This is a genomic window from Aeromonas fluvialis, assembly GCF_000819885.1.
Classification (GTDB): Bacteria; Pseudomonadota; Gammaproteobacteria; order Enterobacterales; family Aeromonadaceae; genus Aeromonas; species Aeromonas fluvialis.
In genome coordinates this window covers 1-24,925 of the sequence record NZ_CDBO01000052.1, presented here as the reverse complement: position 1 = coordinate 24,925, position 24,925 = coordinate 1, and the positions used below count along the sequence as shown (strand labels likewise).

25 protein-coding genes and 2 tRNA genes are annotated in these 24,925 nt (G+C 61.2%); 18 read left to right on the top strand and 9 right to left on the bottom strand.

Annotated features, from left to right (window positions below; genetic code table 11):
- The first annotated feature begins 46 nt into the window (after nucleotides 1–46).
- The gene (locus tag BN1125_RS10600; RefSeq protein ID WP_042012269.1) at nucleotides 47–751 is read left to right on the top strand and encodes an SDR family oxidoreductase; all 705 of its coding nucleotides are present in this window, start codon (nucleotides 47–49) and stop codon (nucleotides 749–751) included.
- Here BN1125_RS10600 and BN1125_RS10595 read toward each other — a convergent pair.
- The gene (locus BN1125_RS10595) at nucleotides 677–1,252 is read right to left on the bottom strand and encodes a 2-amino-4-hydroxy-6-hydroxymethyldihydropteridine diphosphokinase (protein ID WP_042012268.1); all 576 of its coding nucleotides are present in this window, start codon (nucleotides 1,250–1,252) and stop codon (nucleotides 677–679) included. The genes BN1125_RS10600 and BN1125_RS10595 overlap by 75 nt on opposite strands.
- A gap of 124 nt (nucleotides 1,253–1,376) precedes the next feature.
- Between BN1125_RS10595 and cydH the strand changes: the two genes are divergently transcribed.
- The 4 genes from cydH (at nucleotide 1,377) to BN1125_RS10580 (ending at nucleotide 4,774) form a co-directional block, all read left to right on the top strand.
- Nucleotides 1,377–1,469: a cytochrome bd-I oxidase subunit CydH gene (cydH, locus tag BN1125_RS19065; protein ID WP_101318427.1), complete on the top strand. Its 93-nt coding sequence runs from the start codon at nucleotides 1,377–1,379 to the stop codon at nucleotides 1,467–1,469.
- A 103-nt stretch (nucleotides 1,470–1,572) separates the two neighbouring features.
- Nucleotides 1,573–2,982, top strand: coding sequence for a sensor histidine kinase (locus tag BN1125_RS10590; RefSeq protein WP_042012386.1), 1,410 nt, complete (start codon nucleotides 1,573–1,575; stop codon nucleotides 2,980–2,982).
- Entirely contained in the window at nucleotides 2,979–3,497 is a 519-nt protein-coding gene (locus BN1125_RS10585; protein ID WP_042012267.1) for a PX domain-containing protein, read from the top strand. The genes BN1125_RS10590 and BN1125_RS10585 overlap by 4 nt, the downstream gene beginning before the upstream one ends.
- The gene (locus tag BN1125_RS10580) at nucleotides 3,494–4,774 is read left to right on the top strand and encodes a sigma 54-interacting transcriptional regulator (RefSeq protein ID WP_042012266.1); all 1,281 of its coding nucleotides are present in this window, start codon (nucleotides 3,494–3,496) and stop codon (nucleotides 4,772–4,774) included. Before BN1125_RS10585 ends, BN1125_RS10580 begins: the two co-directional genes overlap by 4 nt.
- Before the next feature lies 1 nt (nucleotide 4,775).
- On the opposite strand, the gene BN1125_RS10575 is transcribed toward BN1125_RS10580, so the two are convergent.
- The gene (locus BN1125_RS10575; protein WP_005339809.1) at nucleotides 4,776–5,258 is read right to left on the bottom strand and encodes a DUF1097 domain-containing protein; all 483 of its coding nucleotides are present in this window, start codon (nucleotides 5,256–5,258) and stop codon (nucleotides 4,776–4,778) included.
- A 368-nt stretch (nucleotides 5,259–5,626) separates the two neighbouring features.
- Here BN1125_RS10575 and msrP point away from each other — a divergent pair, with 368 nt between their 5' ends.
- Nucleotides 5,627–6,628 carry a protein-methionine-sulfoxide reductase catalytic subunit MsrP gene (gene msrP, locus BN1125_RS10570; RefSeq protein ID WP_042012265.1) on the top strand — a complete coding sequence of 334 codons (1,002 nt, stop codon included), beginning with the start codon at nucleotides 5,627–5,629 and terminating at the stop codon, nucleotides 6,626–6,628.
- Nucleotides 6,619–7,245, top strand: coding sequence for a protein-methionine-sulfoxide reductase heme-binding subunit MsrQ (gene msrQ, locus BN1125_RS10565; protein WP_042012264.1), 627 nt, complete (start codon nucleotides 6,619–6,621; stop codon nucleotides 7,243–7,245). Before msrP ends, msrQ begins: the two co-directional genes overlap by 10 nt.
- Here the strand turns inward: msrQ and BN1125_RS10560 are convergent.
- On the bottom strand, nucleotides 7,242–7,490 hold the full coding sequence (locus BN1125_RS10560) for a PepSY domain-containing protein (protein ID WP_013724184.1): 249 nt from the start codon (nucleotides 7,488–7,490) through the stop codon (nucleotides 7,242–7,244). The two genes, msrQ and BN1125_RS10560, sit on opposite strands and share 4 nt — an antisense overlap.
- Nucleotides 7,491–7,553: 63 nt before the next feature.
- Between BN1125_RS10560 and BN1125_RS10555 the strand changes: the two genes are divergently transcribed.
- The 4 genes from BN1125_RS10555 to BN1125_RS10540 are packed head-to-tail and all read left to right on the top strand — an operon-like array spanning nucleotide 7,554 to nucleotide 10,419.
- Complete coding sequence (locus BN1125_RS10555) at nucleotides 7,554–7,892, top strand: PepSY domain-containing protein (RefSeq protein ID WP_042012263.1); 339 nt, start codon at nucleotides 7,554–7,556, stop codon at nucleotides 7,890–7,892.
- 21 nt (nucleotides 7,893–7,913) lie between these two features.
- Nucleotides 7,914–8,570 (top strand): AHA_4052 family stress response regulator transcription factor, encoded by a 657-nt coding sequence (locus BN1125_RS10550; protein ID WP_042012262.1) that lies wholly within the window; start codon nucleotides 7,914–7,916, stop codon nucleotides 8,568–8,570.
- Nucleotides 8,567–9,916 (top strand): sensor histidine kinase, encoded by a 1,350-nt coding sequence (locus BN1125_RS10545; RefSeq protein WP_042012261.1) that lies wholly within the window; start codon nucleotides 8,567–8,569, stop codon nucleotides 9,914–9,916. The genes BN1125_RS10550 and BN1125_RS10545 overlap by 4 nt, the downstream gene beginning before the upstream one ends.
- A 41-nt stretch (nucleotides 9,917–9,957) precedes the next feature.
- Nucleotides 9,958–10,419, top strand: coding sequence for a hypothetical protein (locus BN1125_RS10540; protein WP_033114845.1), 462 nt, complete (start codon nucleotides 9,958–9,960; stop codon nucleotides 10,417–10,419).
- A 96-nt stretch (nucleotides 10,420–10,515) separates the two neighbouring features.
- Here the strand turns inward: BN1125_RS10540 and torA are convergent, their stop codons facing one another.
- Both torA and BN1125_RS10530 read right to left on the bottom strand, forming a co-directional pair.
- Nucleotides 10,516–12,996: a trimethylamine-N-oxide reductase TorA gene (torA, locus tag BN1125_RS10535; protein ID WP_042012260.1), complete on the bottom strand. Its 2,481-nt coding sequence runs from the start codon at nucleotides 12,994–12,996 to the stop codon at nucleotides 10,516–10,518.
- 23 nt (nucleotides 12,997–13,019) lie between these two features.
- Entirely contained in the window at nucleotides 13,020–14,150 is a 1,131-nt protein-coding gene (locus tag BN1125_RS10530) for a NapC/NirT family cytochrome c (protein ID WP_042012259.1), read from the bottom strand.
- A gap of 276 nt (nucleotides 14,151–14,426) precedes the next feature.
- On the opposite strand from BN1125_RS10530, the gene BN1125_RS10525 reads away from it, so the two are divergent.
- The 3 genes from BN1125_RS10525 to BN1125_RS10515 all read left to right on the top strand — a co-directional run bounded on the left by BN1125_RS10525 (nucleotide 14,427) and on the right by BN1125_RS10515 (nucleotide 18,991).
- Complete coding sequence (locus BN1125_RS10525; RefSeq protein ID WP_042012258.1) at nucleotides 14,427–16,394, top strand: ATP-binding protein; 1,968 nt, start codon at nucleotides 14,427–14,429, stop codon at nucleotides 16,392–16,394.
- Nucleotides 16,395–16,449: 55 nt separating this feature from the next.
- Nucleotides 16,450–16,947, top strand: a complete 498-nt coding sequence (locus tag BN1125_RS10520; RefSeq protein WP_042012257.1) for a response regulator — start codon at nucleotides 16,450–16,452, stop codon at nucleotides 16,945–16,947.
- A gap of 67 nt (nucleotides 16,948–17,014) precedes the next feature.
- Nucleotides 17,015–18,991 carry a DNA topoisomerase III gene (locus BN1125_RS10515; RefSeq protein WP_042012256.1) on the top strand — a complete coding sequence of 659 codons (1,977 nt, stop codon included), beginning with the start codon at nucleotides 17,015–17,017 and terminating at the stop codon, nucleotides 18,989–18,991.
- A gap of 107 nt (nucleotides 18,992–19,098) precedes the next feature.
- Here BN1125_RS10515 and BN1125_RS10510 read toward each other — a convergent pair whose 3' ends face one another.
- Both BN1125_RS10510 and BN1125_RS10505 read right to left on the bottom strand, forming a co-directional pair.
- Nucleotides 19,099–20,454, bottom strand: a complete 1,356-nt coding sequence (locus BN1125_RS10510) for a TrkH family potassium uptake protein (protein ID WP_042012255.1) — start codon at nucleotides 20,452–20,454, stop codon at nucleotides 19,099–19,101.
- Entirely contained in the window at nucleotides 20,451–21,104 is a 654-nt protein-coding gene (locus BN1125_RS10505; RefSeq protein WP_042012254.1) for a potassium channel family protein, read from the bottom strand. Before BN1125_RS10505 ends, BN1125_RS10510 begins: the two co-directional genes overlap by 4 nt.
- Nucleotides 21,105–21,231: 127 nt before the next feature.
- On the opposite strand from BN1125_RS10505, the gene murB reads away from it, so the two are divergent.
- Complete coding sequence (gene murB / locus BN1125_RS10500; RefSeq protein WP_042012252.1) at nucleotides 21,232–22,269, top strand: UDP-N-acetylmuramate dehydrogenase; 1,038 nt, start codon at nucleotides 21,232–21,234, stop codon at nucleotides 22,267–22,269.
- Nucleotides 22,266–23,231: a bifunctional biotin--[acetyl-CoA-carboxylase] ligase/biotin operon repressor BirA gene (gene birA, locus BN1125_RS10495; RefSeq protein WP_042012251.1), complete on the top strand. Its 966-nt coding sequence runs from the start codon at nucleotides 22,266–22,268 to the stop codon at nucleotides 23,229–23,231. The genes murB and birA overlap by 4 nt, the downstream gene beginning before the upstream one ends.
- A gap of 80 nt (nucleotides 23,232–23,311) precedes the next feature.
- Here birA and coaA read toward each other — a convergent pair whose 3' ends face one another.
- Nucleotides 23,312–24,250: a type I pantothenate kinase gene (coaA, locus tag BN1125_RS10490; RefSeq protein WP_042012250.1), complete on the bottom strand. Its 939-nt coding sequence runs from the start codon at nucleotides 24,248–24,250 to the stop codon at nucleotides 23,312–23,314.
- 263 nt (nucleotides 24,251–24,513) lie between these two features.
- On the opposite strand from coaA, the gene BN1125_RS10485 reads away from it, so the two are divergent.
- A tRNA-Tyr gene (locus BN1125_RS10485) sits at nucleotides 24,514–24,598 on the top strand.
- A gap of 38 nt (nucleotides 24,599–24,636) precedes the next feature.
- Nucleotides 24,637–24,711, top strand: a tRNA-Gly gene (locus BN1125_RS10480).
- Between the two features lie 15 nt (nucleotides 24,712–24,726).
- On the opposite strand, the gene BN1125_RS19365 is transcribed toward BN1125_RS10480, so the two are convergent.
- Nucleotides 24,727–24,925 (bottom strand): hypothetical protein (locus BN1125_RS19365; RefSeq protein ID WP_042012249.1); only part of this gene is annotated, 199 nt, incomplete at its 5' end.

Sequence of the window (24,925 nt, the reverse complement as noted above, 5' to 3'; positions counted from 1 at the left end):
CGGCGGGCTTCGTTCATGCAATACCACGAAATGGAAAGGAGAGCGTATGCGTGCATTGGTAACGGGCTGCGGCCGTCGACTCGGATTTTATCTCTGTGAACAGCTGGTGGCTGCAGGCTGGCAGGTGACGGGCAGTTATCGCAGCGAGCGGCCGGAGCTGGCCACGTTGGCGGCACTGGGGGTCGAGCTGGTGCAGGCCGATTTTGGCCGGGAAGAGGACGTTGGCAAGCTGATCGATGTGCTGGCTGCCCATCAGGATCTGGCGCTGGTGATCCACAACGCCTCGGCCTTTGAGCAGCAAGAGGCCGATCCGGCGGCACAGCTGGCCCAGTTCGAGCAGTTCTACCGGGTGCACATGGCGGCCCCCTTCCAGCTAAACCGGGCGCTGGCCCTCCGGCTGGCCAGCAACCCCAACGCCAGCATCATTCACATCACCGATATCTATATCCATGCACCGGCTCCCCGTTTCGCCAGCTATGTGGCCACCAAGGCGGGAGCCCATTCGCTGGCCATGAGTTTTGCCCGCGAGCTGGCGCCCACTGTGCGGGTCAACACCATAGAGCCGGGCCCCATCCTGTTTCTCGACGAGCATGACGAGGCGTGGCGCCAGCAGGTGTTGGCGAAAACACCGCTGGCGCGGGAAGGGGGGCTTGAGCCTATCTGGCAGGCGGTGCAGCTACTGATGGGGAACAGTTATATGACGGGGGCCAGCATCAAGGTAGATGGCGGGCGTGCTCTGGCCACACTCTGAGGACGTGCCGAGTACCAGCGGTCCCAGCCCGACCTGCCGGGTCAGCACTCCCTTGTCGGGTTTGTGTTTACCCGACGGGCCGGGGAGCGTCACCTGTAACGCCACCTTGGGGTCATGCACTTCACCATGGCCGTAGAGCTCGCTCAGCAGCTCGGAAAGATAGGAATCGACCTCTGCCGTGGCAAAGCCACCGCTCCTGTTGCTGGCCAGAATATCGATGTCGAGCGGCCGGTCGTGCACCTTGCAGAGCGGGTCGCTCCTATCCCGGCCGTGCGCCACTTCAAGGGCGACAAAGCGCTGCTTAAGACGGGCGACATCGAGCGGGCTCTCCACCACCAGCAGGCAGTTGAGAAAGTCGTTGCTGGAGTCCATACCCACTGGCTTGGTGCGGATCACCGAGCTGAGCTGCAGGTGGCCGACGTGCGCAAGCAGTTCGGCCAGTGCGCGGCTGACATGGATATGAGGGTCAATATTGGAACCAATGCTACACAGATAGAACATGCTCACCTTCCCGGGGTTGGGCTCATCTGAAATGTATACGCAGCTCACGGTTATCGGATTAACTATGACGTAACATTATCTTATCTATTGTGATCCGGCACTGATTGGCAGAAAGGAGGTTTGCATGAGTGTGGAGCTGAAATGGGCGCTGTTGACCGCTTCGGGAGCGCTGGCGATGATCCTGATTATCTGTCTGGCATCCGTCGGATTGGCGTGAAAATCCCTGTTCCAGATAAGCTGAACCGGCCTGTTGGCCGGTTTTGTTTTTTGGGGCGGTGCAGCTATGCTGGCGCACCGGTGAGAATGCAAGAGAAGAGATGATGACCAAGGTTCGCCCACGCTCCCTGCTGCAGGTGGTATTGATGGGATTTGTGCTGGTATTGATGCCGCTGGGCGGCATGATCTGGCACAACAGCAAAGCCCTTGCTCACCTCAGCCAGCTCACCAGCGACGAGATGGAACGAGCGGTCAAGGATACCCGCCGCGCCACCCTGCTGACGGCGCAGGTTATCGATATCGAGCGCACCTTGCGCCGTTTCGCGGTGCTGGGGGATCGCCGCAGTCTGACCAGCTATCAGCAGCAACTTGACGGGTATCGGGTGTTGCTGGCAGACCATCGCAACTCCATCTCCGACGGCCAGCTTTACAGCGCGCTGGATCAGGGGCTGGCTTGGCTCGACAGCCTGCAGGATGTTGCCTTGGCCCAGGCGGCGGTAGCGGGGGACAAGCTTGAGCTGTTTAACGATGCCAACAAGCAGCTCGAGATGGTCACCCGCAGCCGGGTTGACGAGCACATGGATCGGGTGCGGCTCACCATCGCCGGACTGACCAGGGAGCTCTGGTGGGTGAGCGGTGCCGTGGCAGCCCTCAGCCTGCTGATGGTCTTTATCTTCACCTACCTTATTATCCACCCGGTACGACAGATTGAGTCGCGCATCTTGAGCCTGGGTGCCGGGGTCGAACCCGATCCCAAGCCGGTTGACGGCCCTGCCGAGCTGGTATTGCTGGGAGAACGGCTTCTTTGGCTTTACGACAAGCTCAAGGAGCTGGAGCAGCAAAAGTATCAGTTTCTGCGTCATGTTTCCCACGAGCTCAAGACCCCGCTGGCGGTGCTGCGGGAGGGATCGGATCTGCTCTGCGAACAGCTGGTCGGGCCGTTGACGCCGGATCAGCTGGAGATTTGCCAGATGCTCGACGAGAACAGTCGGCGTCTGCAGACCCTGATCGAGCGGCTGCTCGACTTCAACCGGCTCAGTCAGCAGGAGGCCTTCGAACGGGAACCTGTTCTCCTGCTGCCCATGCTGTCAGAACTCGCCATCGAGTACCGGCTGGCATTGGAGTCCAAGCAGATCCGTGTACACTTGCCGACCGGACCGGTTACCCTGTGGGCGGAGCCCTACCGGTTGAGGCTGATCCTCGACAACCTCTTCTCCAACGCCGTCAGTTACGGCGCCAGCGGGAGCAATATCTGGATCAGGGCAGGGCAGAATGAACAGATAAGCTGGCTGGAAGTGGCCAACGAGGGGCCCGAGATCCCCGCGGCCGATCAGCAACGCATTTTTGAACCCTTCGAACAGGGCAGCGCAGTGCGACAAGGTGTATTGAAAGGCTCTGGTATGGGCCTCTCTATCGCGCGGGAGTCTGCCCATAGTCTCGGAGGTGAGTTGATTCTGGTAAACGATGAACAGGCTGATGTCTGCTTCAGGTTGACGTTGAAAAGAGAGCTATGAAGATACAGCGCGTATTTCCAGTCCTGATGATGGGGTTGCTCGCGGGTTGCTCCTTGCTGCCACAACAGGCACAGCGGGACTCCTCCAATATCGCTTTTGCCAAGCGGATGGAGTTTGCTAACAAGGAGATGCAGGTGCGTCTGCAATACTCCGACTGGCTGCTGGCCAGTCACCCCCAGCAACGGGTGCAGGAGCGTCAGCGTCTGAAAGGGGTCTCCGATCTGGAGAGCCGGGTCAGTCTGGCGATGGTGGATTCCCACCCGGCCGAGGCGGTAGCCACTCGTCGCGCCGGTCTGGCGCGCCTGAAGCAGATGCTGCCCGAGCTGGGCCTCGATGCCCAGGCCTTTTTGCGTAGCTGGATCGCCCTCGGCGAGCAGCTGCTGGCTCGCGACAGCCGGCGCGATGTTCAGAGTCAGGAGATCCAGCGGCTGCGTCGCCAGATCGAACAGTTGACCGCCATCGACGACCAGCTCAACCAGCGCAAGCTGAACGAACATCGTGAGGTCATACCATGAGCCGGATCCTGTTGGTGGATGATGACGTCAGTCTGCTCAAGCTGATGAGCATGCGGCTGCGCAGTCAGGGTTATGAAGTGGATACCGCCGACAGTGCGGAAGTGGCCCTCGACCGGCTGCGCCAGCAGCGAGCCGATCTGGTGCTGAGCGATCTGCGGATGGGGGGCATGGATGGTTTGGCCCTGTTCGAGCGGATCCAGACCCAGTGGCTGGGGTTGCCGGTGATCATCATGACCGCCCACGGCACTATCCCGGACGCTATTCAGGCGACCCGCTCCGGCGTCTTCAGCTTCCTGACCAAGCCCATCAACAAGGATGAGCTGTTCGCCACCATCGAACATGCGTTGAGCCTGACCCGGCCGAAACAGCAGCAGGAGTGGCAGTCGCTGATCCTGACCCGTAATCCCCAGCTGGAACAGCTGCTCATTCAGGCTCACAGCATCGCCACCATGGAGGTGCCGGTGCTGATCATGGGGCCGTCAGGCTCCGGCAAGGGGGCGATGGCGCAGGCGCTGCATCAGGCCAGTCAGCGGCGAGACAAGCCGCTTCATACCAGCAACTGTGCCGCCATTCCGTGGGCGTCACTCGACTTGCAGCTGTTTGGTGAAGATGGCCAGTCCGGGCTGTTCGAGCAGGCCAAGGGGGCGACCCTGTTTCTCGACGAGATTGGCAGCCTCTCCGAATCCCTGCAGGCCAAGCTGCTGCAGGTGATGGAGGAGTATGGTCAGGGCACGCCGGAGGTAAGGGTGCTCAGCTCCAGCCATCAGGATCTGGTCAAGGCGATGGAGGAGGGGCGCTTTCGGGAAGATCTCTTCTACCGTCTCAACGTCGCCAACATCACCTTGCCGTCTCTCAGTGCCCGCAGCGAGGATATTCCCCTGCTGGCCCGTCAGGCGCTAGACGATTACCGTAGCCGCCACAGTGACTGTGCCGCCATGGGCTTCTCGCCGGAGGCGCTGGCCATGCTGGCCGCAGCAGCCTGGCCCGGCAACGTGCGCCAGCTCTGCAACGTGGTGGAGCAGCTCGCCAGCCTCTGTTGCAGCCCGGTGATCGGGGTCTCCATGGTGGAGTCCGCCCTGAGCGGCGGTGGCGGCGGCATCCCCTCGTTCAACGAGGCGCGGGCCGAATTCGAGAAGGAGTATCTGATCCGCTTGCTGCGCACCACCGAGGGCAACGTGACCCTGGCGGCCAACATGGCGGGCAGAAACCGTACCGATTTCTACAAGTTATTGAATCGGCACGGTATCGAAGCTGCAAACTTCAAATCGAAGGGATAAATCAGGCGGGATCAACTACCGCCGGAGCGGCATCGGCTTTTTGGGTTTTATGGGAGAGCCAGAGGCCGCTCGCCTTCATCAGGTAACCGAACAAGGCGCCGATGATGAGGGAGGGCAGGATCAGCCGCCACTCGCCAGCCGCCCCGAAGGTGGCACAGCAACCGGCAAAGGTGCCGGGAATGTAGCCAAGCCACTGCTGCTTGGCCTGCACGCACATCAGGGTTGCGACCACCCCCGTCATCACGTAACCCGCCACGCCCGCCCCCCACAGGCTGTCGCCATGGATCAGCAGCAGTGCCCACAGCATGCCGCTGGTGTTGCAGAAGATGGTCTGCAGCAGCGCCTTGTAGCCACCGCTTGACGCGAAATAGCTGGTGCAGCCGAGAAAGCCGACCCAGGAGATAAGGCCGAACGCGACGGCAATCCAGCCCCAGACGGCGGAGAGAATTCCAGTGGTGATGGCGATGGCGATCAGTGGGCTCATGGGGCGACTCTTCAGTTGGCTTCGCAAAATGGGCAGCCTACCCCCGGCAATCGGGGCGGCAAGCGGGGGCCGAATTGTGTGTGATCCTCATCACCCTTTTCAACTCAGGAATACGCTTGCGCTCGCGAAAAAAATTCATTGGTGACCGACCTGACAGTCGGCCATAGTTAGAGGCCCTGTCCTGCTCATGGAGTGAGTCTGATGGCGCCAAATGTGATCGTTCCCCTGCTGGTGTTCGTAGTCCTGTTTCTGGTCGGCACCATGGCCAAGGCACTGCCCCTGCACCACATGATGTAAATTTGTGTGAAATAAAAATCTGCCGGGGCGGGTCTTATCCATACTGCCTCACTCAGCCCCGGGAGTTTTTCATGTTGATCAAGCGTCGTACCGCCCACCCCCTCACCGAACAGGATGTCACCCCGGAAGCCGTCTATCAGGACCGCCGCCTTATTCTCAAAGGGCTGGGTCTGGGCGCGGCCACCCTGGCGTTTCCCACTCAGGCCGGTGTACTCGATCTGCTGCGCGGTAAAGAGGATGCTCCCCAATTAGCCACCAGGCCGCTCAACAGCAAGCCTGCGGAGCGCCCGGCCAATCTGGTGCTGACACCGGAAGAGAAGGCAACCAGTTACAACAACTTCTATGAGCTCGGCACCGACAAGTCCGACCCGGCTCGCAACGGCCATTACCTCAAGCCCGAACCCTGGACCCTCAAGGTGGAGGGGGAGGTGGCCAAGCCCTTTACCCTCGATGTGTGGGACCTCATCAACAAGAGCGAGCTGGAGGAGCGGATCTACCGACTGCGCTGTGTCGAAGCCTGGTCCATGGTGCTGCCCTGGAACGGCATCTCGTTGGCGGAGATTATCCGCCGTGCCGAGCCCACCAGTCGCGCCAAGTTTGTTGCCTTCGAAACCCTGTTTGATCCGAGACAGCTGCCGGGGCAGGCCTCCAGTTTGGGGGGCGGCATCGAGTATCCCTACGTCGAAGGGCTGCGTATCGACGAGGCGATGCACCCTCTCTCTTTCCTTGCGATGGGGCTCTACGGCAAGACCCTGCCCGCCCAGAATGGCGCGCCGATCCGGTTGGTGGTGCCGTGGAAGTATGGCTTCAAGAGCATCAAGAGCATCGTCTCGATCCGGCTGGTGGAGGAGATGCCGCCCACCACCTGGAACCTGCTGGCTCCCAACGAATATGGCTTCTACGCCAACGTCAATCCGCAGGTGGATCACCCGCGCTGGAGTCAGGCCAGCGAGCGCTTTATCGGCGAGGGCGGCGTGTTTGGCGCCAAGCGTCAGCCGACCCTGATGTTCAACGGCTATGGTGACGAAGTCGCCTCGCTCTATCAGGGGATGGATCTGCGCCAATGGTACTGAGATTGAAACCGGTCCATATCAGCGGTTTGCGGGCGCTGGTGCATCTGGGCTCCCTCGGCTTCCTGCTCTGGCTGGTTTTTGCCATTCCGGCGGGTCTGCTGGGGGGCGATCCGGTGCCCGAGCTTATCCACTACCTCGGCAAGGGGGCGCTCAACCTGCTGCTGCTCACCCTGCTGGTGTCGCCGCTGGCCAAGCGCTGGCGGCAGGGGCCGCTCATCAAGCTGCGCCGCCCCCTCGGGCTCTGGTGTTTTGTCTGGGCGTTGCTCCACTTCATGGCGTGGCTGGGGCTGGATCTGCAGTTTGACTGGGGCCTGATTGGCGGCGAGCTGGTCAAGCGCAGCTATATCGTGGTGGGGATGGTGGCCCTGCTGCTGCTGGCCGCCCTCAGCATCACCTCGCTGCCCGCATTGCAGCGCAGCATGGGCGCTGCATGGCAGAAGCTGCACAACTGGGTCTATGCCATCGCCCTGCTGGTGCCGGTGCACTACTGGTGGTCGCTCAAGAGCGGTTGGGGCGAGCCCCTCATCTACCTGCTGCTGGCCTGTGCCCTGCTCTGGCCGAGACGGGAGAAGCTGCTGCGCCCCATGCGGGGACGCTGGAATGCAAAAGAGGCCTAATCGGCCTCTTGTTGTTTGATCTCGCCAGTGTAGGCATCGACGATGAGATGCACCTTCTGATCCTGGCGATTGAGGGTTTTGACCTCGAATTTGTCCCCTTCCAGCTCCACTTCCCGAATGTCGTGATACCCTTGCGCCAGCAGGAGTTTGACCAGCCCGGCCATGTCGAGACGGCTCTGGGCAGCCCAACTTGTGGCACTCAACAGGCAAAGGATCAGCAGGAAACTGCGCGGGATCATATTCATTCCGGATTCATGGCTGGCAGACTATAAACGCCATTATGTTAGGTTTTTGGAGATGAATCATCCATGAATAGAGCGCTCCCTCTGCTCGGGTTATTGCTGCCGGTGCTGGTACAGGCGGTCACGCCTGATGAAGCCCAACTGCAGCAAGCTGTCCATGAGGGACGGGTTCGGCCCTTCCATGAAATGATGGAGGTGGCGGCCAGATTGCCGGTGCGGGTGTTGCGGGTGGATCTGGGGGAAGAGGATGGTATCTGGCTCTATGAACTGCGAGTCATCGATCGGGAGAACAGCGTGATCAAGGTGGCCTATCGGGCCGACAACCTTGAGCTGGTGTGGGCCAAGGGCCACCATCTGGAGCGGCTGTTCGACCCGCCCAGGCCCCCGGTCGAAGATGATGAATAACCTCTTTTGGGAAGCCTGTTGATGCGAATTCTGATTGTTGAAGACGAAAAAATCCTGGCGGGCCAGTTGGCTGAACAGCTGCGCCTCTCCGGCTTTGTTACCGATCTCTGCCACGATGGCAACGAAGCCGGTTTTCTCGGCGAGACCGAACCCTATGACGCCATCATTCTCGATCTGGGCCTGCCGGGGCGCGATGGCCTGAGCGTGCTGAAAGAGTGGCGCAGCAAGGGGATCGATACCCCGGTGCTGGTCCTGACCGCCCGTGGTCAGCTGCACGAGAAGATCGAAGGGCTCAACGCCGGTGCCGATGACTACCTCACCAAGCCGTTCCAGGTGGCCGAGCTGGTGGCGCGGGTCCATGCGCTGGTGCGCCGGGCGGCAGGCAACGCCAGCTCCATTCTGGAGATTGGCGGAGTACGGCTCGACATGGCGGCGTCGCAGGTGTGGTACGAAGGGACCCCCATCAAGCTGACCGCCCACGAGTTTCGGGTGCTGGGTTACCTGATGCAGCATCGGGGCAAGGTGGTATCACGCAGCGAGCTGATCGACCACATCTATGCTCAGGATTTCGATCGTGACTCCAACACCGTCGAGGTGTTTATCGGGCGGATCCGCAAAAAGACCAACCCGGAGTTGATTGAGACGGTGCGCGGTCTGGGATACCGGATCAACGAATGAGGCTGGTCAGAACCCTGCGGGGGCGGCTGGTCGCCATCGCGCTGGTGTGGTGCGGCCTGTTTCTGTTCGCCACCGGCTTCAGCCTGCAGACCATGATGCGCAATTACTGGCAGGAGGCGGAAGCTGACGGCCTGCGCCTGCAGCTCTATGATCTGCTCTCCCGGCTGGAGGTGGCCAAAACCGGTCTGCCGGTGGTGGTCGAGCCGATGTCTGACCCCCGTTTCGGCCAGCCTTACTCCGGCTACTACTGGCAGCTGGAACTGGGGGGAAATGTCGTGGGGCGCTCCCGCTCCCTGTGGGATACCAACCTGAAGAGCGACGGGCTCAAGTCGGCGTTTGGCGATCCCGACCTCTTCGTCGGGAAGGGGCCCAACAAGGAGCCGCTGCTGATTATGACCCGCACCGTCCTGCTGCCCGGTTCGGATCGGGTCTTCACCCTGGTGATGGCCAAGGACAGCAGCGCCCTGACCCAGACCCTCAACAAGACCCGGATCAGCCTGTTCCTCGGCCTCGGCTTTGCCGCCGCCGGTCTGGTGCTCGGCTTCATGTTCCAGATCGTCTACGGTTTGCGGCCGCTGCACCTGCTGCGCCGCGAACTGGGGCGGGTTCATGAGGGCCATCAGGAGGGGTTCCGGCTGCGCTATCCGCTGGAGATCCAGCCGCTGGTGGAGGATATCAACCGGCTGCTACACCACTACGGCGAGCTGCTGCAGCGGGCCCGCTCCCACACCGGCAATCTGGCCCACGCCCTCAAGACGCCGCTCAGCATCATGCGCAATCAGGTGGCCCAGTTGCCGCCGGAGGATCAGGCCGCCATCGGCGAGCAGCTCGACCAGATCCAGCGCCATATCGACTATCACCTCGGCAAGGCTCGGGTGACCGGCGCCGCCAAGATCCTCGGGGTCTCGACGCCGGTGCGGGCGCGGGTGGAGTACATCTGTCGCGCCTTCTCCCGCCTCTATCCGGGCAAGACGGTGGATCTGCAAGTGCCCGCCAATCTGGCGGTCGGGGTGGAGGAGCAGGACTTCGACGAGATGGTGGGCAACCTGCTGGAGAACGCCTTCAAGTGGTCTGCCAGCGAGCTGCGTATCTCCAGCGCCGAGCTGGGGGGCTGGATCACCTTGCGTATCGAGGATGACGGCCCCGGCATGAGCGAGGATCAGATCGCCAAGGCGGTGCTGCGCGGGGTGCGGCTCGACGAGAAGGTGCCGGGCTCGGGCCTGGGGCTCAACATCGTCTCCGATCTGGCGGAAGCCTATCGGGGCAGTTTCATCATGGGCCGCGCCGAACTGGGCGGTCTGGCCGCCTCCCTCTCGTTGCCCAAGGTGGCAAGAGTCGAGAGCTAGGCATAACATATGGCATTTGTTTTAGCCTGAGGAAGAGAAGCATGACCGACGATCCGTGGGCACTGTGTCACCTTGACGATTCGTTTGATGCCTCTGTGCTGGGGGTCAAGGGCGCCCAGATCCAGTGGTTTGAAGACAGGGATGGCCTGATCGCGTTCCTTCTGGAAGATTTTGTCGACCTGCTGGCCGATGTGGGCGAGCTGGAGGAAGATCAGACCGAGCAGGCGCGCGAGCGCTTCACCCTGCTGGTGGAGCAGAGCTTCGACGATCGTACCCTGATGGATGCCATCAACGATCTCGCCTCCGGCCTGCGTCGCATCGCCTGGCTGGGGCCGCTCTCCGAGCTGGCCGAGATCAGCGATGAGTTCGCCTCCGGCCTGCGCCGCTACTTCTGGAGCCAGTACGACGGGGATGAAGATGACCCGGATGCCTGGGTGCCGGAAGAGCTGTGGCCGCAGTTGGTGGAGTGCGCGCAGGAGTACATGGAAGAAGGGGAGTTCTAAACCCATCCCGACCATGCCTGCTCTTTGGTAGACAGATGGCAGACAGATAAACAAACGGCGCCTTGATGGCGCCGTTTTTATTGGGTGGCAATCGGCTTAGCCGTTGGCCGGTACCGAGTGGGCCGTGTTGGCCAGCATCGGGCCAGTGTACTTCTCGATCTGCAGCTGGGCCATGTGGCCGCAGTTGCCTTGCGCCAGACTGGACGAGCCTTCGTCGAAGGTGAGGCAGTTGACGTTGCCGTTCTTGCAGATGCTGCCCGCTTCGCCCGGCTTGGCCGGGTCGTACCAGGCCCCTTCGCAGATCCGCACCACCCCTTGGCGCACATCTTCGGAGAGCAGGGCGCCCACCAGGATCTGACCGCGCTCGTTGAAGGCGCGAACCAGATCCCCCTGAGCGATGCCACGGGCCTTGGCATCCAGCGGATGGATCATGATCGCCTCGCGGTCGGCGATGGCGAACTTGTCCCGCAGCGGGGTGTTGTCGAGCTGGGAGTGCAGCCGCTGGGTCGGGTGGGAGGTGTTGAGCGACAGCGGATAGCGCGCCGCCACCTCGCTCTTCACCCACTCCTTGGGCTCATACCACTTGGGATGACCGGCGCAGTCGGCGTAACCCATCCCCGCCACAGTGTTGGAGAAGATCTCGATCTTGCCGGACGGGGTGCCGAGCGGGTTGAGCAGCGGATTCTCGCGAAAATCGGCGTGACGGCCCCACTGGCGGTTGGCCTCGGGGATCGGGAAGCGGATGTAGTTGTTGGACTCCCAGAACATGTTGAACGGCGGCAGCGCCACACGGGCGCCACGGGCCTGTGCCGCCATGCCGTCGTACATCTGCTTGAGCCACAGCATCTCGTCTTTGCCTTCGGTGTACTGCTCCTGCACACCCAGCTTGGCGGCGATGGCGCTGAAGATATCGAAGTCGTTGCGGGCTTCAAACTGGGGTGGCACGCACTGGTGCATCGGGAACACATAGCGCTGGGAGTAGTCGCCCCCCATCTCCAGATCGTTGCGCTCGTAGCTGGTGGTGACCGGCAGCACGATGTCGGCGTGCTTGGCGGTGGCGGTCCAGTAGGGCTCGTGAACGATCACGGTCTGCGGCTTGCGCCACGCCTGCAGCAGGTTGTTGGTGTCCTGATGGTGGTGGAAGGGGTTGCCGCCCGCCACGTAGACCAGCTTGATGTCCGGATAGGTCACCTTGCGGCCGTTGAAGTCGATGGCCTTGCCCGGGTTGGCGAGGCAGTCGGCGATGCGGGCCACCGGGATCGGAGCCGGGCTGTTCTTCGGCGCGTTGCCGGCGGAGATACCCGCCAGAATGCCGCCCTTGGCGGTGGGGCTGCCACCGGAGGAGTAGTGGTAGCTGAAGCCGTAGCCGCCGCCCGGCAGGCCGATCTGGCCCAGCATGGAGGCCAGAGTGACCAGCATCCAGTTCGGCTGTTCGCCATGCTGCTGACGCTGCATGCCCCAACCGGCCATGATCATGGTGCGCTTGGCGGCCATGTCGAGAGCCAGCTGGCGGATCACCTTGGCATCGACGCCGCAGACGGTGCTCGCCCACTCGGCGCTCTTCGGTTGGCCGTCATCCTTGCCGAGCAGGTAGTTCAGGAACTTGTCGAAGCCGACGGTATAGCGATCGAGGAAAGCCTGATCGTGCTTCTTCTCGCTGTAGAGGGTGTGAGCCACACCCAGCATCATGGCCACGTCGGTGTAGGCGTTCGGCGCAATCCACTCGGCACCGACCAGCTTGGCGGTCTCGTTGTAGATGGGATCGATGCTGATGACGCGGGTGCCCTTCTCTTTCAGCGCCATAAAGCCAGCCTGCCCTTCGTGGTCCGGCATGTTCCAGCTGTTCTTCAGGGTGACCTGGGCGTTGACCCCCCACAGCACGACCAGTTCGGCGTTCTCCACCACGTTGGGCCAGGCGGTCTGCTGCTCGTACACCTCGATGGAGCCCATCACGTGGGACATGATCACCTGAGCCGCGCCGGTGGAGTAGTCACCGGCATAACCGGTGAAGCCGCCGGAGAGGTTCATCAGGCGGTGCAGCAGGGTACGGCTGTTGTGGAACATGCCGACGCTCTTCCAGCCATAGGAACCGGCGTGGATTGCCTGCGGACCGAAGTCACTCTGCACGCGCTGGATTTCACCGGCCACCAGTTCGATCGCCTTGTCCCAGCTCACTCGCACCCACTGGTCGGCGCCGCGCAGCTCGGGCTTGGCGCCCGGGCCATGCTCCAGCCAGCTCTTGCGTACCATGGGGTATTTGATGCGGTTCTTGGCGTGCACCTGGAACGGCGCCATGTCGATGAGATCGTTTGGCGCCGGATCATCGGCTACCGGCTGGACGCGCACCATGCGGCCATCTTCGACTATCGCCTCGAACGCACCCCAGTGGGCGCCGGTCAGAATGCCCTTCTGGGCGGGCACCAGGGTCGGGAACTGACTCAATGCGGTGCTGATGGCTTGTGCCAGCGCACTCTTGGGAAAAATACCGCCGAGCAGGGGCAGGGCTGCGCAGGCGCCGAGCCCCTTGAGCAGGTTGCGGCGGGACAGATTGGTCTTCTTGTCATTGAAAAAAGTCATAACGGTTTTCCTCTGTGCCAGCCTTAGTGGGCCGCGCTCATGTCACTGGCGTGTTTCTGGACATACTGGGTCAACATACGAGCCTGTTCCGGGGTCAGGGAGGTACGAGATTCCATCCCCTTGATGACGCCGATCCACTGGTTGGCATTGAAGTGATCCAGCGCGGTGAGGCCGTGGCAGCCGGTACAGTTGTTGGACATCAGGGTGGAGGCGTATTGCCACAGCTTGCCCTGATCGCCGATGAGCTGGCTCTGGTCGACCCAGGCGGTCAGCTTGACCTGATGCCAGGTGAGGTTGGTGGCGCTGTCGGTTTCGCTCTGGCCGGTGACCAGCGCTTTCTTGGCGGCATCGCCGACCAGTACGCTAAGGATCCGTTTGCCCGGTGCGGCGTAGAATACTTCGCTCACACCATCCTGTTGCCAGCCTTCGATCTGCACCTTGGCGCGGCCGTTTTCGTTGGCAAGCACTTCCACCCTGGTGGAGGGCATCAGGGTGCCTTCGTCGGTCTTTGCGGCGGCATCGAGGAACAGCGGGGTGGTGGCGATGGCGTAGCGGGTGGTGACGTTGGCCGGAGTCTGGGCCGCAGCCTGCGCCAGCTCGCTGGCACCGGCGGCAGCCAGGCCGCTCATGTCTGGCATGATGTGGGCGACACCGCGGTGGCAGTCGATACAGGTTTGCCCTTCCTTGATGGCGACCGGGTGCTCGGCGCGGGCATTGGGGCGCTGGGCCAGAATGTCCATCGCCTCGTAGCTGTGGCAGCTGCGGCAGGTGGCGGAGTCGTTGGCTTTCAGCTCGTCCCAGACGGACTGGGCCATCCGCAGCTTGTGGGCTTCATACTTTTCCGGGGTATCCAGGGTGCCGATCGCCTCGTGATAGATATCCTTCACGGCGCGGATCTTGGTCCACAGGTAGGAGGTGGGGTCGCCCGGGATGTGGCAGTCGGCGCACTCGGCGCGGATCCCCTTGGTGTTCTGGAAGTGGACACTGCCCTGATACTCGGCGAGCGGAGTCTGCATGGAGTGGCAGGAGACGCAGAATTCGGTGGAGCTGGTCTTGTGCAGCACGGTCACGGTGACACCCAGTGCCGCGACACCCAGCAGGGCCCCGAGCAGCAGGAGCCAGAACCAGGTTTTTCTTATCAGTTTTCCAATCATGGCGGCGTTTTCCTACGGTCAATAATTACCTACATAGTACTAGTCCAATAGTAGTAGTAATGACAGGGATAAGGAGTTGACCTCAATCATGGTTTATATTTGTTATTGTTGTCATATTTTGTCTTTTGTTTTGTTGTTGGCGCAACCTATCGAAGTTAATTCAGTTTTCTCTGTTTTATCTATTTGCGCACTTTCCGCGACAGCTGTTAGCCCCCTCGCAAAACCTCGCAGGGTTTGTTGATATAGTGAGCAGAAAGCCCCAATGGAGTGGCGCCGATGAGCCCTTTCTCACTGCTGTGTGTTGCTGCCGATGTCCAGTTGCTTGCCGGGTTCGAACAGGAGCTGGCCCCGCTACTCGGCCATTTTGCGCTGGTGGTGGTGGTGGGGCAGGAGGCGGCGGAGCTGGCCCTCGACGAGCTGGTACGCAAGGGGCATCAGCCTGCCGTGGTGGTATGTGACAGCGATCTGGGGGATGGTCGCGGGGTCGATTTTCTGATCCGCCTGGGCAGCCGCTACGAGGCGTGCCGCAAGATCCTGCTGGGCAGCCAGCCGGAGATGAAATCGATCATCGAGGCGGTCAACTTGGGTCGACTCGACTATTATCTGCAGCGCCCCTGGCGTAATGGCGGCTTGCGTCGGGCGGTGATCGAGCAGGCGAGCCACTTTGTATTGCAGCAACCCGAGGCAGATCTGCTGAGCTATGCTGCGGTGCTCGATGATCAAAAGCTGTTGCGGGCCCATGTCGATCGCCAGTTGGCTGCGTATCGTCAAAACTTCATGGACTACACCCGTTGCAGCGACGAGGAGCTCTCCCGGGTGGTGATCGAGGGTCTCTACCAGTTTTTCGAGGGCAATGACGAGGAGCGGGTCTGCCGCCACTACAGTCCTGGCCATGTGCTGACCCGCGAGGGGGAGCCCAACAGCTTCCTCTGGTTTATCGCCAAGGGGGAGGTGGTGCTGCGCAAGCGCGATGCCCATGGGGTTGATCAGGAGGTGGTGCACTACCGCAGCGGAGCTCTGGTGGGGGGCATGTCCTTCGTGACCGGTGAACCCGCTTTCACCACCGGCGTGACCCTGACCGGCGCCGAGGTGATCAAACTCGACAAGTTACAATTCTCCCGGGTGATGCAGGCGCGCAGCGAACTGCTCCCCTCCTTTACCAACCTGCTGCTGCGTCATTTCAACCGCCGCCTGCAAAACAGCATCCGTACCGAGATGCGGCTGCAGCAGACCCTCGACTCCCTCGAAGCGGCCCATGCCCAGCTGATGGAGAGTGAAAAGATGGCGATGCTGGGCCAGCTGGTGGCCGGTGTTGCCCACGAGCTCAACAACCCGATAGCGGCCATCATTCGCGGCAGCGAGACGCTGTGCACCGCCATTCCCGCGCTGATCAATCTTGAGTTGCCATCCGCCATCAAGGGACTGGGCAACCAGACCCTCTGTCAGGCTCTGATCGCCCAGCCGGTCTCGACCAGCGAGATCCGTGACAAGACCCGTCAGGCCGAGCGGCGTTTTGGCGAGCGTCAGCAGGCCCGGCTGGCGGTGCTGATGAGTCTGGATGACGAGTGGAACTGGCAACGCTGGTTTGCCGGTCGTAGCCCGTCTGAACGGAAGGCACTCTTGACACAACTGGAGTTGTTCCAGCAGACCGGCAGCTTCTTGCGCAATATCGAGGTGTGCGCCCATCGCATCGGAGATTTGGTCAAGAGCCTCAAACAGTATGCCAAACAGGACAGGGACGAACCCTCGCTGGTTGATCTACACGAGGGGTTGGAAGATACCCTGATGATTTTCGAGAACCGCCTCAAACACCATGATCTGTACAAAGAGTACCAACCGTTGCCACTGGTGCGTTGTCATCCCGCCGCCCTGCAGCAGGTATGGACCAACCTCATTGCCAATAGTCTGGATGCCATGAGTACGCCGGGGCGGCTCACCATTCGCACCGCCCAGCTTGAGCCTGGTTGGGTGATGGTGGAGGTGGAGGATAGCGGTTGCGGCATCGAGCCCGAACTGTGGCAGCGGATCTTCGATCTCAACTTCACCACCAAGCGGGAAGGTCATTTCGGCCTCGGGATTGGCCTCAGCGTCTCCCTGCAGATCGTGCAGCAGCACCACGGCCGGATCGAGGTGGCCTCCGAACCGGGCCGCTACACCCGGATGCGGGTCTGTTTGCCGCTGGATGGCATGGGGCTGGCCGGTTACGGGGGCGAGCCGCACCACAACAAGAAGCATGCGGCCTGAGCCGTCGCCAGTATTAATCACGCGGTGTGCCAAACCATGTCGCCAAGGAGGAGCAATGAAGAAAAAGTATCTGATCCTGTGTGTGGATGACGAGCGGGAGGTGCTGGAGGCGGTGATCCACGATCTGGCTCAGTTTCGTTCCCACTTCGAGCTGGAGGCTGCCGAGAGCGTCGATGAGGCGCGAGAGGTGGTACAGGAGTGGGAAGCAGAAGGCGGGCGGTTGGCCCTGATCCTCTGTGACCACATCATGCCGGGAACCCTGGGAGTCGACTTTCTGATCGAACTTAACCGGCGTGCCACCACCCGTGCCAGCCGCAAGCTGCTGCTGACCGGACAGGCTGGGCTGGAGGCCACCGTCGAGGCGGTCAATCGTGGCGGCCTGCACTACTACCTCGCCAAACCGTGGAAGCTGGAGACCCTGCAGGAGGCGGTGCGCGAACAGCTGACCGACTACCTGCTGGCGGTAGATAGTGAAAGCGCCTTCCACTATGCGCCGCTGCTCAATCAGGCGCGGCTGTTCGCCGCCATCCACGATCACCCGTTCGACGAATAGGGGCAGTTGGGCTTTCGCGGCGGCAGTTGTATACTGTCTGTATATACAGTATTGCAGGTAGCCACCGATGCGACTCTTTATCGCCGAGAAGCCCACGCTGGGCCGCGCCATTGCCGATGCTCTGCCCAAGCCCCACAAGAAGGGCGACGGTTTTATCGAAACAGCCCGGGGGGATGTGGTCACCTGGTGCATCGGCCATCTGCTGGAGCAGGCCGAGCCCGATGCTTATGACGCCGCCTTCAAGCAGTGGCGGATGGAGCATCTCCCCATCATCCCCGCCCAGTGGCAGCTGGTGGCCAAGCCCAAGACCAAAACCCAGCTCACCGTCATCAAGCGGCTGATCAAGCAGGCGGACTGCGTGGTCAACGCCGGTGACCCGGACCGGGAAGGGCAGTTGCTGGTGGATGAGGTGATCGACTTTCTCGGCTACCCGAAAACCAAGCCGGTGCAGCGTTGTCTCATCAGCGATCTCAACCCGCCTGCGGTGCGCCGGGCCCTCGAGAAGCTCAGGGACAACAAGGAGTTCGTGCCGCTGGCGGTCTCGGCGCTGGCTCGCAGTCGGGCCGACTGGCTCTACGGCATCAACATGACCCGCGCCTATACCCTGCTCGGGCGTAAGGCCGGTTGCAGCGAGCTGCTCTCGGTCGGTCGGGTGCAGACCCCGCTGCTCGGGCTGGTGGTGCGGCGGGATCTGGAGATCGAGGCATTTGTCCCCAAACCATTCTACGAGGTGCTGGCCCACCTGCTGACTGACGGCAACGAGCGCTTCACCGCCAAGTGGCTGCCGTCCGAAGCCTGCCTGCCGTGGCAGGACGAGGAGGGGCGGGTGCTCAACCGGGCGCTGGCCGACAAGGTGGTGAGCCGGATCAACGGCCAACCTGCACGAGTCGAATCGGTGGAAGAGCAGGCCCGCAAGCAGGCGGCGCCGCTGCCCTATAACCTCTCCAGCCTGCAGATCGATGCCGCCAAGCGGTTCGGCATGGATGCCAAGCGGGTGCTCGACATCTGCCAGAGCCTCTACGAGCGCCACAAGCTCATCACCTATCCGCGCTCCGACAGCCGTTATCTGCCGACCGACCACTTCAAGCGGGCCGAGCAAGTGCGTGGCGCCATCGCCGCTACAGCGCCTGCGCTGGCCAAGGCGGTGAGCGAGGCGGACGGCAAGATCCGCAGCAAGGCGTGGAACGACAGCAAGGTGGATGCCCACCACGCCATCATCCCTACCGAGAAGCATGGCAACCCCGCAGCGCTGGGAGCCGATGAGGCGAAGCTTTACGGTCTGATTGCCCGCCAGTACCTGCTGCAGTTCTATCCGCCGTTTGAATACAACGACAGCAGGGTGCTGTTGCGCATCGCCGGTGGTCTGTTTCAGGCCAAGGCGCGACGAATCCTCAAGGCGGGCTGGAAGGCACTGCTCGGGGTGGAGGAGGATGACGACGAAGAGAAGGCGGGCACTCTACCCGCGCTGAAGGAGGGCGCACAACTGCTCTGCGAGCGGGGCGAGCTGCAGGAGAAGATGACCCAGCCGCCCAAGTCGTTCACCGATGCCACCCTGCTGGCCGCCATGACCGGCATCGCCCGCTATGTGCAGGATCCCGAGATCCGCAAGACCCTGCGCGATACCGACGGTCTCGGCACCGAGGCGACCCGGGCGGGAATTATCGACCTGCTGTTCAGGCGCAGTTTTCTGGTGCGTCAGGGTAAGAGCATCAAGGCGACCCCGACCGGGCGGGCGCTGGTGCAGGCGCTACCCGCGACGGCCACCACGCCGGATATGACGGCGCTGTGGGAGCAGATCCTCGGTCAGATCGCCGAGCGCCACGGCAGCTACCAGCAGTTTATGGGGCCACTCACCGAGCAGCTCAACGGCCTGATCGAGGGGGCGCGGCAGGACTCTGGCGCCAGCTTCAGCGCCCTGCCCAAGGAGGCGCCGGGGGCCAGCAAGCGGCGCTTTACCAGGCGCAAGAGTCCGGCGGCCAGCAGTGCTGGTGGAGCCCCGCGCAAGAGTACGGGCAAGCGCACCGCCAAAAGCAAAGCGGCCTGACCGTATCAGGGGCATGGCTGGCTGATGAGCAGACGCCGTCAGCTGAAAAAGAGAGAGAGGCCATGTGCCCCTCTCTCTTTTTTATCGCTGTAATGGCCTGGCGCCACTTAGCCTGTATAGACGTTCTCTTCCGGATAACGGATGCGGGTCTCGACCGGGCGGGCCAGCATAAAGGCCAGGGTCAGCGGGCCAAGACGGCCGCAGATCATCACCAGCACCAGAATAAGCTTGCCAGGCTCACTCAGAGAGGCGGTGATGCCGGTAGAGAGGCCTACGGTGGCAAATGCCGAGATGGTCTCGAACATGATTTTGTCGAACGGCAGATCCTCGGTCACCATCAGCAGGAACATCGCCAGCATCAGCACCATGGTGCTGACGATGATGATGGCCAGCGAGCGGGTCACGATCTGGGGCGACAGGGTACGGCCAAACGCGGTGACATGGGGCCGTTTGGTCAGAAACGCCTTGGTCGCCAGCAGCACGACTGCGAAGGTGGTCACCTTGATACCACCACCGGTTGAGGTAGCGCCGGCACCGATAAACATCAGCATCATCAGGAACAGCAGGGCTGCCGGGGTCATCAGCCCGATATCGATGGTATTGAAACCGGCGGTACGGGCACTGGCAGACTGGAAGAAGGCTGCCAGCAGTTGGCCACCGAACCCGGCGTTGCCGAGGGTGCCCGGGTTGTTGCGCTCCAGCAGCCAGAACATCAACGTACCGATCAGCAGCAATGCCGGGGTCATCAGCAGCATCAGCTTGCTGTGCAGCTTCAGCTTGCGCCAACGGCGGTTGCGTACCAGATCGACGATGACGGTAAAGCCGATCCCCCCCAGGATCAGCAGACCGGCGATGGTCAGGCTAATGATGGGGTCGTCTCTATAGTCGATGAGGTTGTTGGCAAAGAGCGAAAACCCGGCGTTGTTGAAGGCCGATACCGCGTGGAAGAAGCTGACATAGAGGCCGTGCACCCACCCCATCTCGGGCACCCAGCGGATCGCCATGATACCGGTGCCGATCAGCTGAGCAATAAAGGCGAACAGTACGATCCGTTTGACCAGCTGAATGATGTTGACCGAGCCCTCCTGCCCCAGAGCCTCCTTGGCCAGCACCTGTTGGCGCAGACCGACCCGCTTGCTGAAAAGGGCGATCAGCAGCAAGGTCATGGTCATCTGGCCCAGTCCGCCGATCTCCATCAGCATCAGCAGGAAAATCTGCCCCTGCAGGGTAAAGGCTGTGCCGGTGTCCACCACGCCAAGACCGGTCACGCTGATTGCCGAGGTGGCGGTAAACAAGGCGTTGATGAAGCTCACCTCGCCATTGTGGCTTGAGGGTTGCGCCAGAAAGAGGGTGCCAACCAGCAGAATGATCAGAAAGCTGCCGAGGATCAGCCGGGCTTCGCTCCAGCGAGAGTCCTGCTCCCGATGGAGGGTGAAGGCGTAGCTGCTGCGCCAGTTAATCATAGGGTTTCGAGCCAGTGGTCGATGGCGTGTTTGTTGCCTGCAAGGATCAGGATGTCACCCAGTTGCAGTGCCATCTTGCCGGTCAGTACGTTGTGCAGCACCTCACCCCGCTTGATGGCGAGCAGCTGGAAGTCGTTTTGTTGCAGCAGATGGAGATCACCAAGCGCTTTGCCATTTTGCGGCAGGCCGATGACAAACTCGGTCAGCACCATGTCGTGGCCCAGCTCCAGATAGTCGAACAACCGGTTGTCGAGCATGCTCTGGGCGACCCGGCGCCCCATATCCCATTCCGGATTGATCACCTTGTCGGCGCCCACTTTCTGCAGGATCTTGGCATGGAACTTGTCGCGCGCCTTGACCCACACCTTCTTCACCCCGGCTTCTTTAAGTATCAGCGTGGTGAGAATACTGGTCTCCAGGTTATCGCCGATGGCGACGAAGACGATATCGAAATTGGCCAGCCCCAGCTCGGCAACGGTGGACTCATCGGTGGCATCGGCGACGATGACGTGGTTGCAGAGGGTGGCGATTTGGCGGGTTTTGCTCTCATCGATGTCAATCGCCAGTACTTCGGCATCCTGTCTCTGCAGCTCTTCGCACAGCGCGCTGCCAAATAACCCCAGGCCGATCACGGCAAACTGGTTGTTCATGAGATTTTCCTCAACGGTTGAAGTCGCCTACTGTAAACCACTGTTATTACCCCGAAAAGGGCTCGGATTTTTCGTCACGGGGTAACTTGAGGTAGACTGCGCCCTTGCACCAAGCCGGAATAGACAGATGAAACTGAATGCCAACGCCTCCTTGTTGAAGCTCAATACCCTTGCCCTCGATGCGCACTGCCTCTGGCTGGCCGAGGTGGAGCAGCTTGCCGATCTGGTGGCCCTGCGCAGCGATCCGCAGTTGGCGACCATGCCACGGCTCACCCTTGGCGGTGGCAGCAATCTACTCTTCACCACTGATTTCCACGGGCTGGTGGTGCTCAACCGGCTCAAGGGGATTGCCGCAGAAGATGGAGGGGATCACTGGCTGATCCATGTAGCGGCCGGTGAGAACTGGCACGAGCTGGTCTGTCATACCATGAAGCAGGGGTGGTTCGGGCTGGAGAATCTGGCCCTGATCCCCGGCACGGTTGGCGCTGCTCCGGTACAAAATATTGGAGCCTACGGCGTCGAGCTGGCGGACTTCTGCGCCTATGTCGAGGCATTCAACTGGCAGAGTGGCGAGATTGAGCGGATCGCGGCGGCAGAGTGCCGCTTCGGTTATCGCGACAGTATCTTCAAGCACGAGTATCAGGATTCCCACCTGATCACTGCCATCGGGCTCAAACTGCCCAAGGCGTGGCAGCCTGCGCTGGGCTATGGCCCGCTGGCGGCGCTCAGTGATGCACCTTCGGCGCAGGCCATCTTCGATACCGTCTGTGCCACCCGCATGGCCAAGCTGCCGGATCCTGCGGTGCTCGGTAATGCCGGCAGCTTCTTCAAGAATCCGGTGGTGCCCGCCGCACTGGCGGAGAGTCTCACGTTGCGCTACCCACAGATGCCCTGCTATCCGGTCGGGGAAGGGCAGGCCAAGCTGGCGGCTGGCTGGCTCATCGACCAGTGCGGCCTGAAAGGTTTCGCCATCGGCCGCGCTGCTGTTCATGAGGAGCAGGCGCTGGTTCTGGTCAATCAGGGGGGCACCAGTGCCATGGAGCTGATCGCACTGGCAGCCCATGTGCGCGACAGTGTGGAGCAAAAGTTCGGCGTGGTGCTGGAGCACGAGGTGCGCTTTATGGGACCACAGGGTGAAACTTGGCTCGACGAGGTACTCTCATGACCCTGACTCCCATCAGACAGACTCTGATCACCCTGCTTAGCGACGGCCAGTTCCACTCCGGCGAACAGCTCGGCGAGCAGCTCGGCATCAGCCGTGCGGCCGTGAGCAAGCACATGGCGGCGCTCAAGGAACTGGGGCTAGATCTGTTCAGTCTGACCGGCAAGGGGTACCGGCTGGCGGTACCTATGGCGCTCTATGATCAGGCCACCTTGCAGGCACTGGCACCCATGGCGCCGGTGCACTGTTTTCCGGTCATCGGGTCGACCAACCAGTTTCTGCTGGATCGGATCACTGAGCTGCGCTCGGGGGAGAGCTGTCTGGCCGAGTGCCAGACCGCCGGGCGCGGTCGTCGTGGCAAGCCCTGGATCTCGCCGTTCGGTTGCCAGCTGATCCTCAGCATGTACTGGCGACTCGAACAAGGCATGGCGGCGGCCATGGGACTGAGTCTGGCGGTCGGTGTGGCGGTAGTCGAAGCGCTGGAGTCTCTTGGCTATCAAGGCGTTGAGCTCAAGTGGCCAAACGACCTCTACTATCAGGGCCGCAAACTGGCAGGGATACTGGTTGAGATGAGCGGCAGTGCCGGGGCCAGCTGCCATCTGGTGATCGGTGTAGGGCTGAATCTGGCCATGCCTGCCCGCGAAGGGGAGAAAATCGATCAGGCCTGGGCCGAGCTGCGTCACATCAATCCGGAACTGGTGGATCGCAACCAGTTGGCTGCCCGGGTGATGACACACCTGCAAACCGCCATGCAGACCTTCGAACAGAGCGGATTGGGTAGCTTCGTCGACGCGTGGAACCGGCTCGACCATTTTGCCGGTCGCCCTGTCCGCCTGCTGATGGGGGATCAGGAGATCCGCGGCATCGCCCGTGGTATCGACGATCGCGGCGCTCTGCGGCTGGAGACAGGTGAAGGGATCAGATTCTATCTGGGGGGCGAGCTCTCCCTGCGTCGGGGCGACTGATGGCCAGCAAGGCCGCTGATGATGCCAGAGAAAAGAGGGGGCCCACGGGCCCCCTCTTCGTTATCCGGCAACGACAGTCATCATTTACGCAGCTTGATCTGCTCAATGGCGTGCTCATGGCCTTTGGTCATGATCAGGTTGGCGCGCTCACGAGTTGTCAGGATATTTTCCTGTAAATTCAGATAGTTGATCTCTTGCCAGATGTTGCTGGCGATCCGGGTCGCCTCACTCTCGGTTAGTTTGGCGTAGTTATGGAAGTAAGAGTCGGGATCCGAGAAGGCACCGCTTCTGAATTTGAGGAAGCGCTCGATATACCAGGTGCGCAGCAGTTCGGCATCGGCATCCACATAGATGGAGAAGTCGACGAAGTCCGACACGAAGACCCTATGGGGATCCTGCGGGTAATCCATGCCGCTTTGCAGCACATTGAGCCCTTCCAGGATCAGGATGTCCGGCTGCTCCACCACCTTTTTCTCATCGGGGATGATGTCGTAGATAAGGTGGGAGTAGACCGGCGCTTCGACCTTTTCGTGACCGGCGCGGATATTGGCGACAAATTCCACCAGATGGCGGATATCGTAGGACTCAGGGAACCCCTTTCGACGCATCAGGCCGCGCTCTTCCAGTACCTTGTTGGGATAAAGGAAGCCGTCAGTGGTGACCAGCTCCACCCGCGGGTGCTCCGGCCAGCGCTCCAGCAGTGCTTGCAGAATACGGGCTGTGGTGCTTTTGCCGCCCGCCACGCTGCCGGCAATGCTGATGATGTAGGTGCCCTTGCCGCGGGACTGGCCGAGGAACTGCTCCAGCACCCGGCTGCGACGCTGCTTGGCTTTGACGTAGAGATTGAGCAGGCGGGAGAGAGGCAGATAGATCTCTTCCACTTCCCGCAATGACACCTTCTCGTTGATCCCGCGCAGGGTCTGCAGATCGTGTTCGGTCAGGGTCAGGGGGACCGAATCGCGCAATAACGCCCATTGTTCGCGGGTGAATTGCAGATAGGGGTTATGCTCTGTCGTCATGGTGTCATCACTGTTTCTTGGGCACGGCGACCATACACCAAGGGTGGGGGGGCGACAAGGGACGCAGCAGGATTGGCTGATTTCCAGCCGCTTTTTTGCAAACTTCCCAGCAATAAAGCGTATTTTGCTCGGTTCAGTGGTTGCATCCCCCAAATCCTTACAATAAAATGCGCGACGCTTGGATGTCTGTCGCCTATTTGCCGTGCAAAAGCGATAAAAACAGTGGGTGCAAGCAGAATTACCGCTGTGACAATCTGGCATCCGGAGGGGTTCCCGAGTGGCCAAAGGGATCAGACTGTAAATCTGACGGCTCTGCCTTCGAAGGTTCGAATCCTTCTCCCTCCACCATATTTCTCTGCGGTTTGAGTTCTTTGGGTTAGAGAAATGCGGGCATCGTATAATGGCTATTACCTCAGCCTTCCAAGCTGATGATGCGGGTTCGATTCCCGCTGCCCGCTCCAAGATGCTGATATGGCTCAGGCGTTAGCAGAGCCGCACCCCAAGGTGCGTTCGGCAAGCGAACCCGCCATCAGTACCTCTCTCTTTCCCACCAGATTCAAATCCATCATATAAACTGTTCTGTGGTTAGCTTGCCACCGCGTACTCAGCGTTAGTTTAGAGGGACGATCATGTCTAAAGAAAAATTTGAGCGTAATAAACCGCACGTTAACGTGG

Coding starts and splice junctions, on each gene's coding strand:
- BN1125_RS10600 (WP_042012269.1), top strand. CDS start 47: ATGCGTGCATTGGTAACGGGCTGCGGCCGTCGACTCGGATTTTATCTC.
- BN1125_RS10595 (WP_042012268.1), bottom strand. CDS start 1,252: ATGTTCTATCTGTGTAGCATTGGTTCCAATATTGACCCTCATATCCAT.
- cydH (WP_101318427.1), top strand. CDS start 1,377: ATGAGTGTGGAGCTGAAATGGGCGCTGTTGACCGCTTCGGGAGCGCTG.
- BN1125_RS10590 (WP_042012386.1), top strand. CDS start 1,573: ATGACCAAGGTTCGCCCACGCTCCCTGCTGCAGGTGGTATTGATGGGA.
- BN1125_RS10585 (WP_042012267.1), top strand. CDS start 2,979: ATGAAGATACAGCGCGTATTTCCAGTCCTGATGATGGGGTTGCTCGCG.
- BN1125_RS10580 (WP_042012266.1), top strand. CDS start 3,494: ATGAGCCGGATCCTGTTGGTGGATGATGACGTCAGTCTGCTCAAGCTG.
- BN1125_RS10575 (WP_005339809.1), bottom strand. CDS start 5,258: ATGAGCCCACTGATCGCCATCGCCATCACCACTGGAATTCTCTCCGCC.
- msrP (WP_042012265.1), top strand. CDS start 5,627: ATGTTGATCAAGCGTCGTACCGCCCACCCCCTCACCGAACAGGATGTC.
- msrQ (WP_042012264.1), top strand. CDS start 6,619: ATGGTACTGAGATTGAAACCGGTCCATATCAGCGGTTTGCGGGCGCTG.
- BN1125_RS10560 (WP_013724184.1), bottom strand. CDS start 7,490: ATGAATATGATCCCGCGCAGTTTCCTGCTGATCCTTTGCCTGTTGAGT.
- BN1125_RS10555 (WP_042012263.1), top strand. CDS start 7,554: ATGAATAGAGCGCTCCCTCTGCTCGGGTTATTGCTGCCGGTGCTGGTA.
- BN1125_RS10550 (WP_042012262.1), top strand. CDS start 7,914: ATGCGAATTCTGATTGTTGAAGACGAAAAAATCCTGGCGGGCCAGTTG.
- BN1125_RS10545 (WP_042012261.1), top strand. CDS start 8,567: ATGAGGCTGGTCAGAACCCTGCGGGGGCGGCTGGTCGCCATCGCGCTG.
- BN1125_RS10540 (WP_033114845.1), top strand. CDS start 9,958: ATGACCGACGATCCGTGGGCACTGTGTCACCTTGACGATTCGTTTGAT.
- torA (WP_042012260.1), bottom strand. CDS start 12,996: ATGACTTTTTTCAATGACAAGAAGACCAATCTGTCCCGCCGCAACCTG.
- BN1125_RS10530 (WP_042012259.1), bottom strand. CDS start 14,150: ATGATTGGAAAACTGATAAGAAAAACCTGGTTCTGGCTCCTGCTGCTC.
- BN1125_RS10525 (WP_042012258.1), top strand. CDS start 14,427: ATGAGCCCTTTCTCACTGCTGTGTGTTGCTGCCGATGTCCAGTTGCTT.
- BN1125_RS10520 (WP_042012257.1), top strand. CDS start 16,450: ATGAAGAAAAAGTATCTGATCCTGTGTGTGGATGACGAGCGGGAGGTG.
- BN1125_RS10515 (WP_042012256.1), top strand. CDS start 17,015: ATGCGACTCTTTATCGCCGAGAAGCCCACGCTGGGCCGCGCCATTGCC.
- BN1125_RS10510 (WP_042012255.1), bottom strand. CDS start 20,454: ATGATTAACTGGCGCAGCAGCTACGCCTTCACCCTCCATCGGGAGCAG.
- BN1125_RS10505 (WP_042012254.1), bottom strand. CDS start 21,104: ATGAACAACCAGTTTGCCGTGATCGGCCTGGGGTTATTTGGCAGCGCG.
- murB (WP_042012252.1), top strand. CDS start 21,232: ATGAAACTGAATGCCAACGCCTCCTTGTTGAAGCTCAATACCCTTGCC.
- birA (WP_042012251.1), top strand. CDS start 22,266: ATGACCCTGACTCCCATCAGACAGACTCTGATCACCCTGCTTAGCGAC.
- coaA (WP_042012250.1), bottom strand. CDS start 24,250: ATGACGACAGAGCATAACCCCTATCTGCAATTCACCCGCGAACAATGG.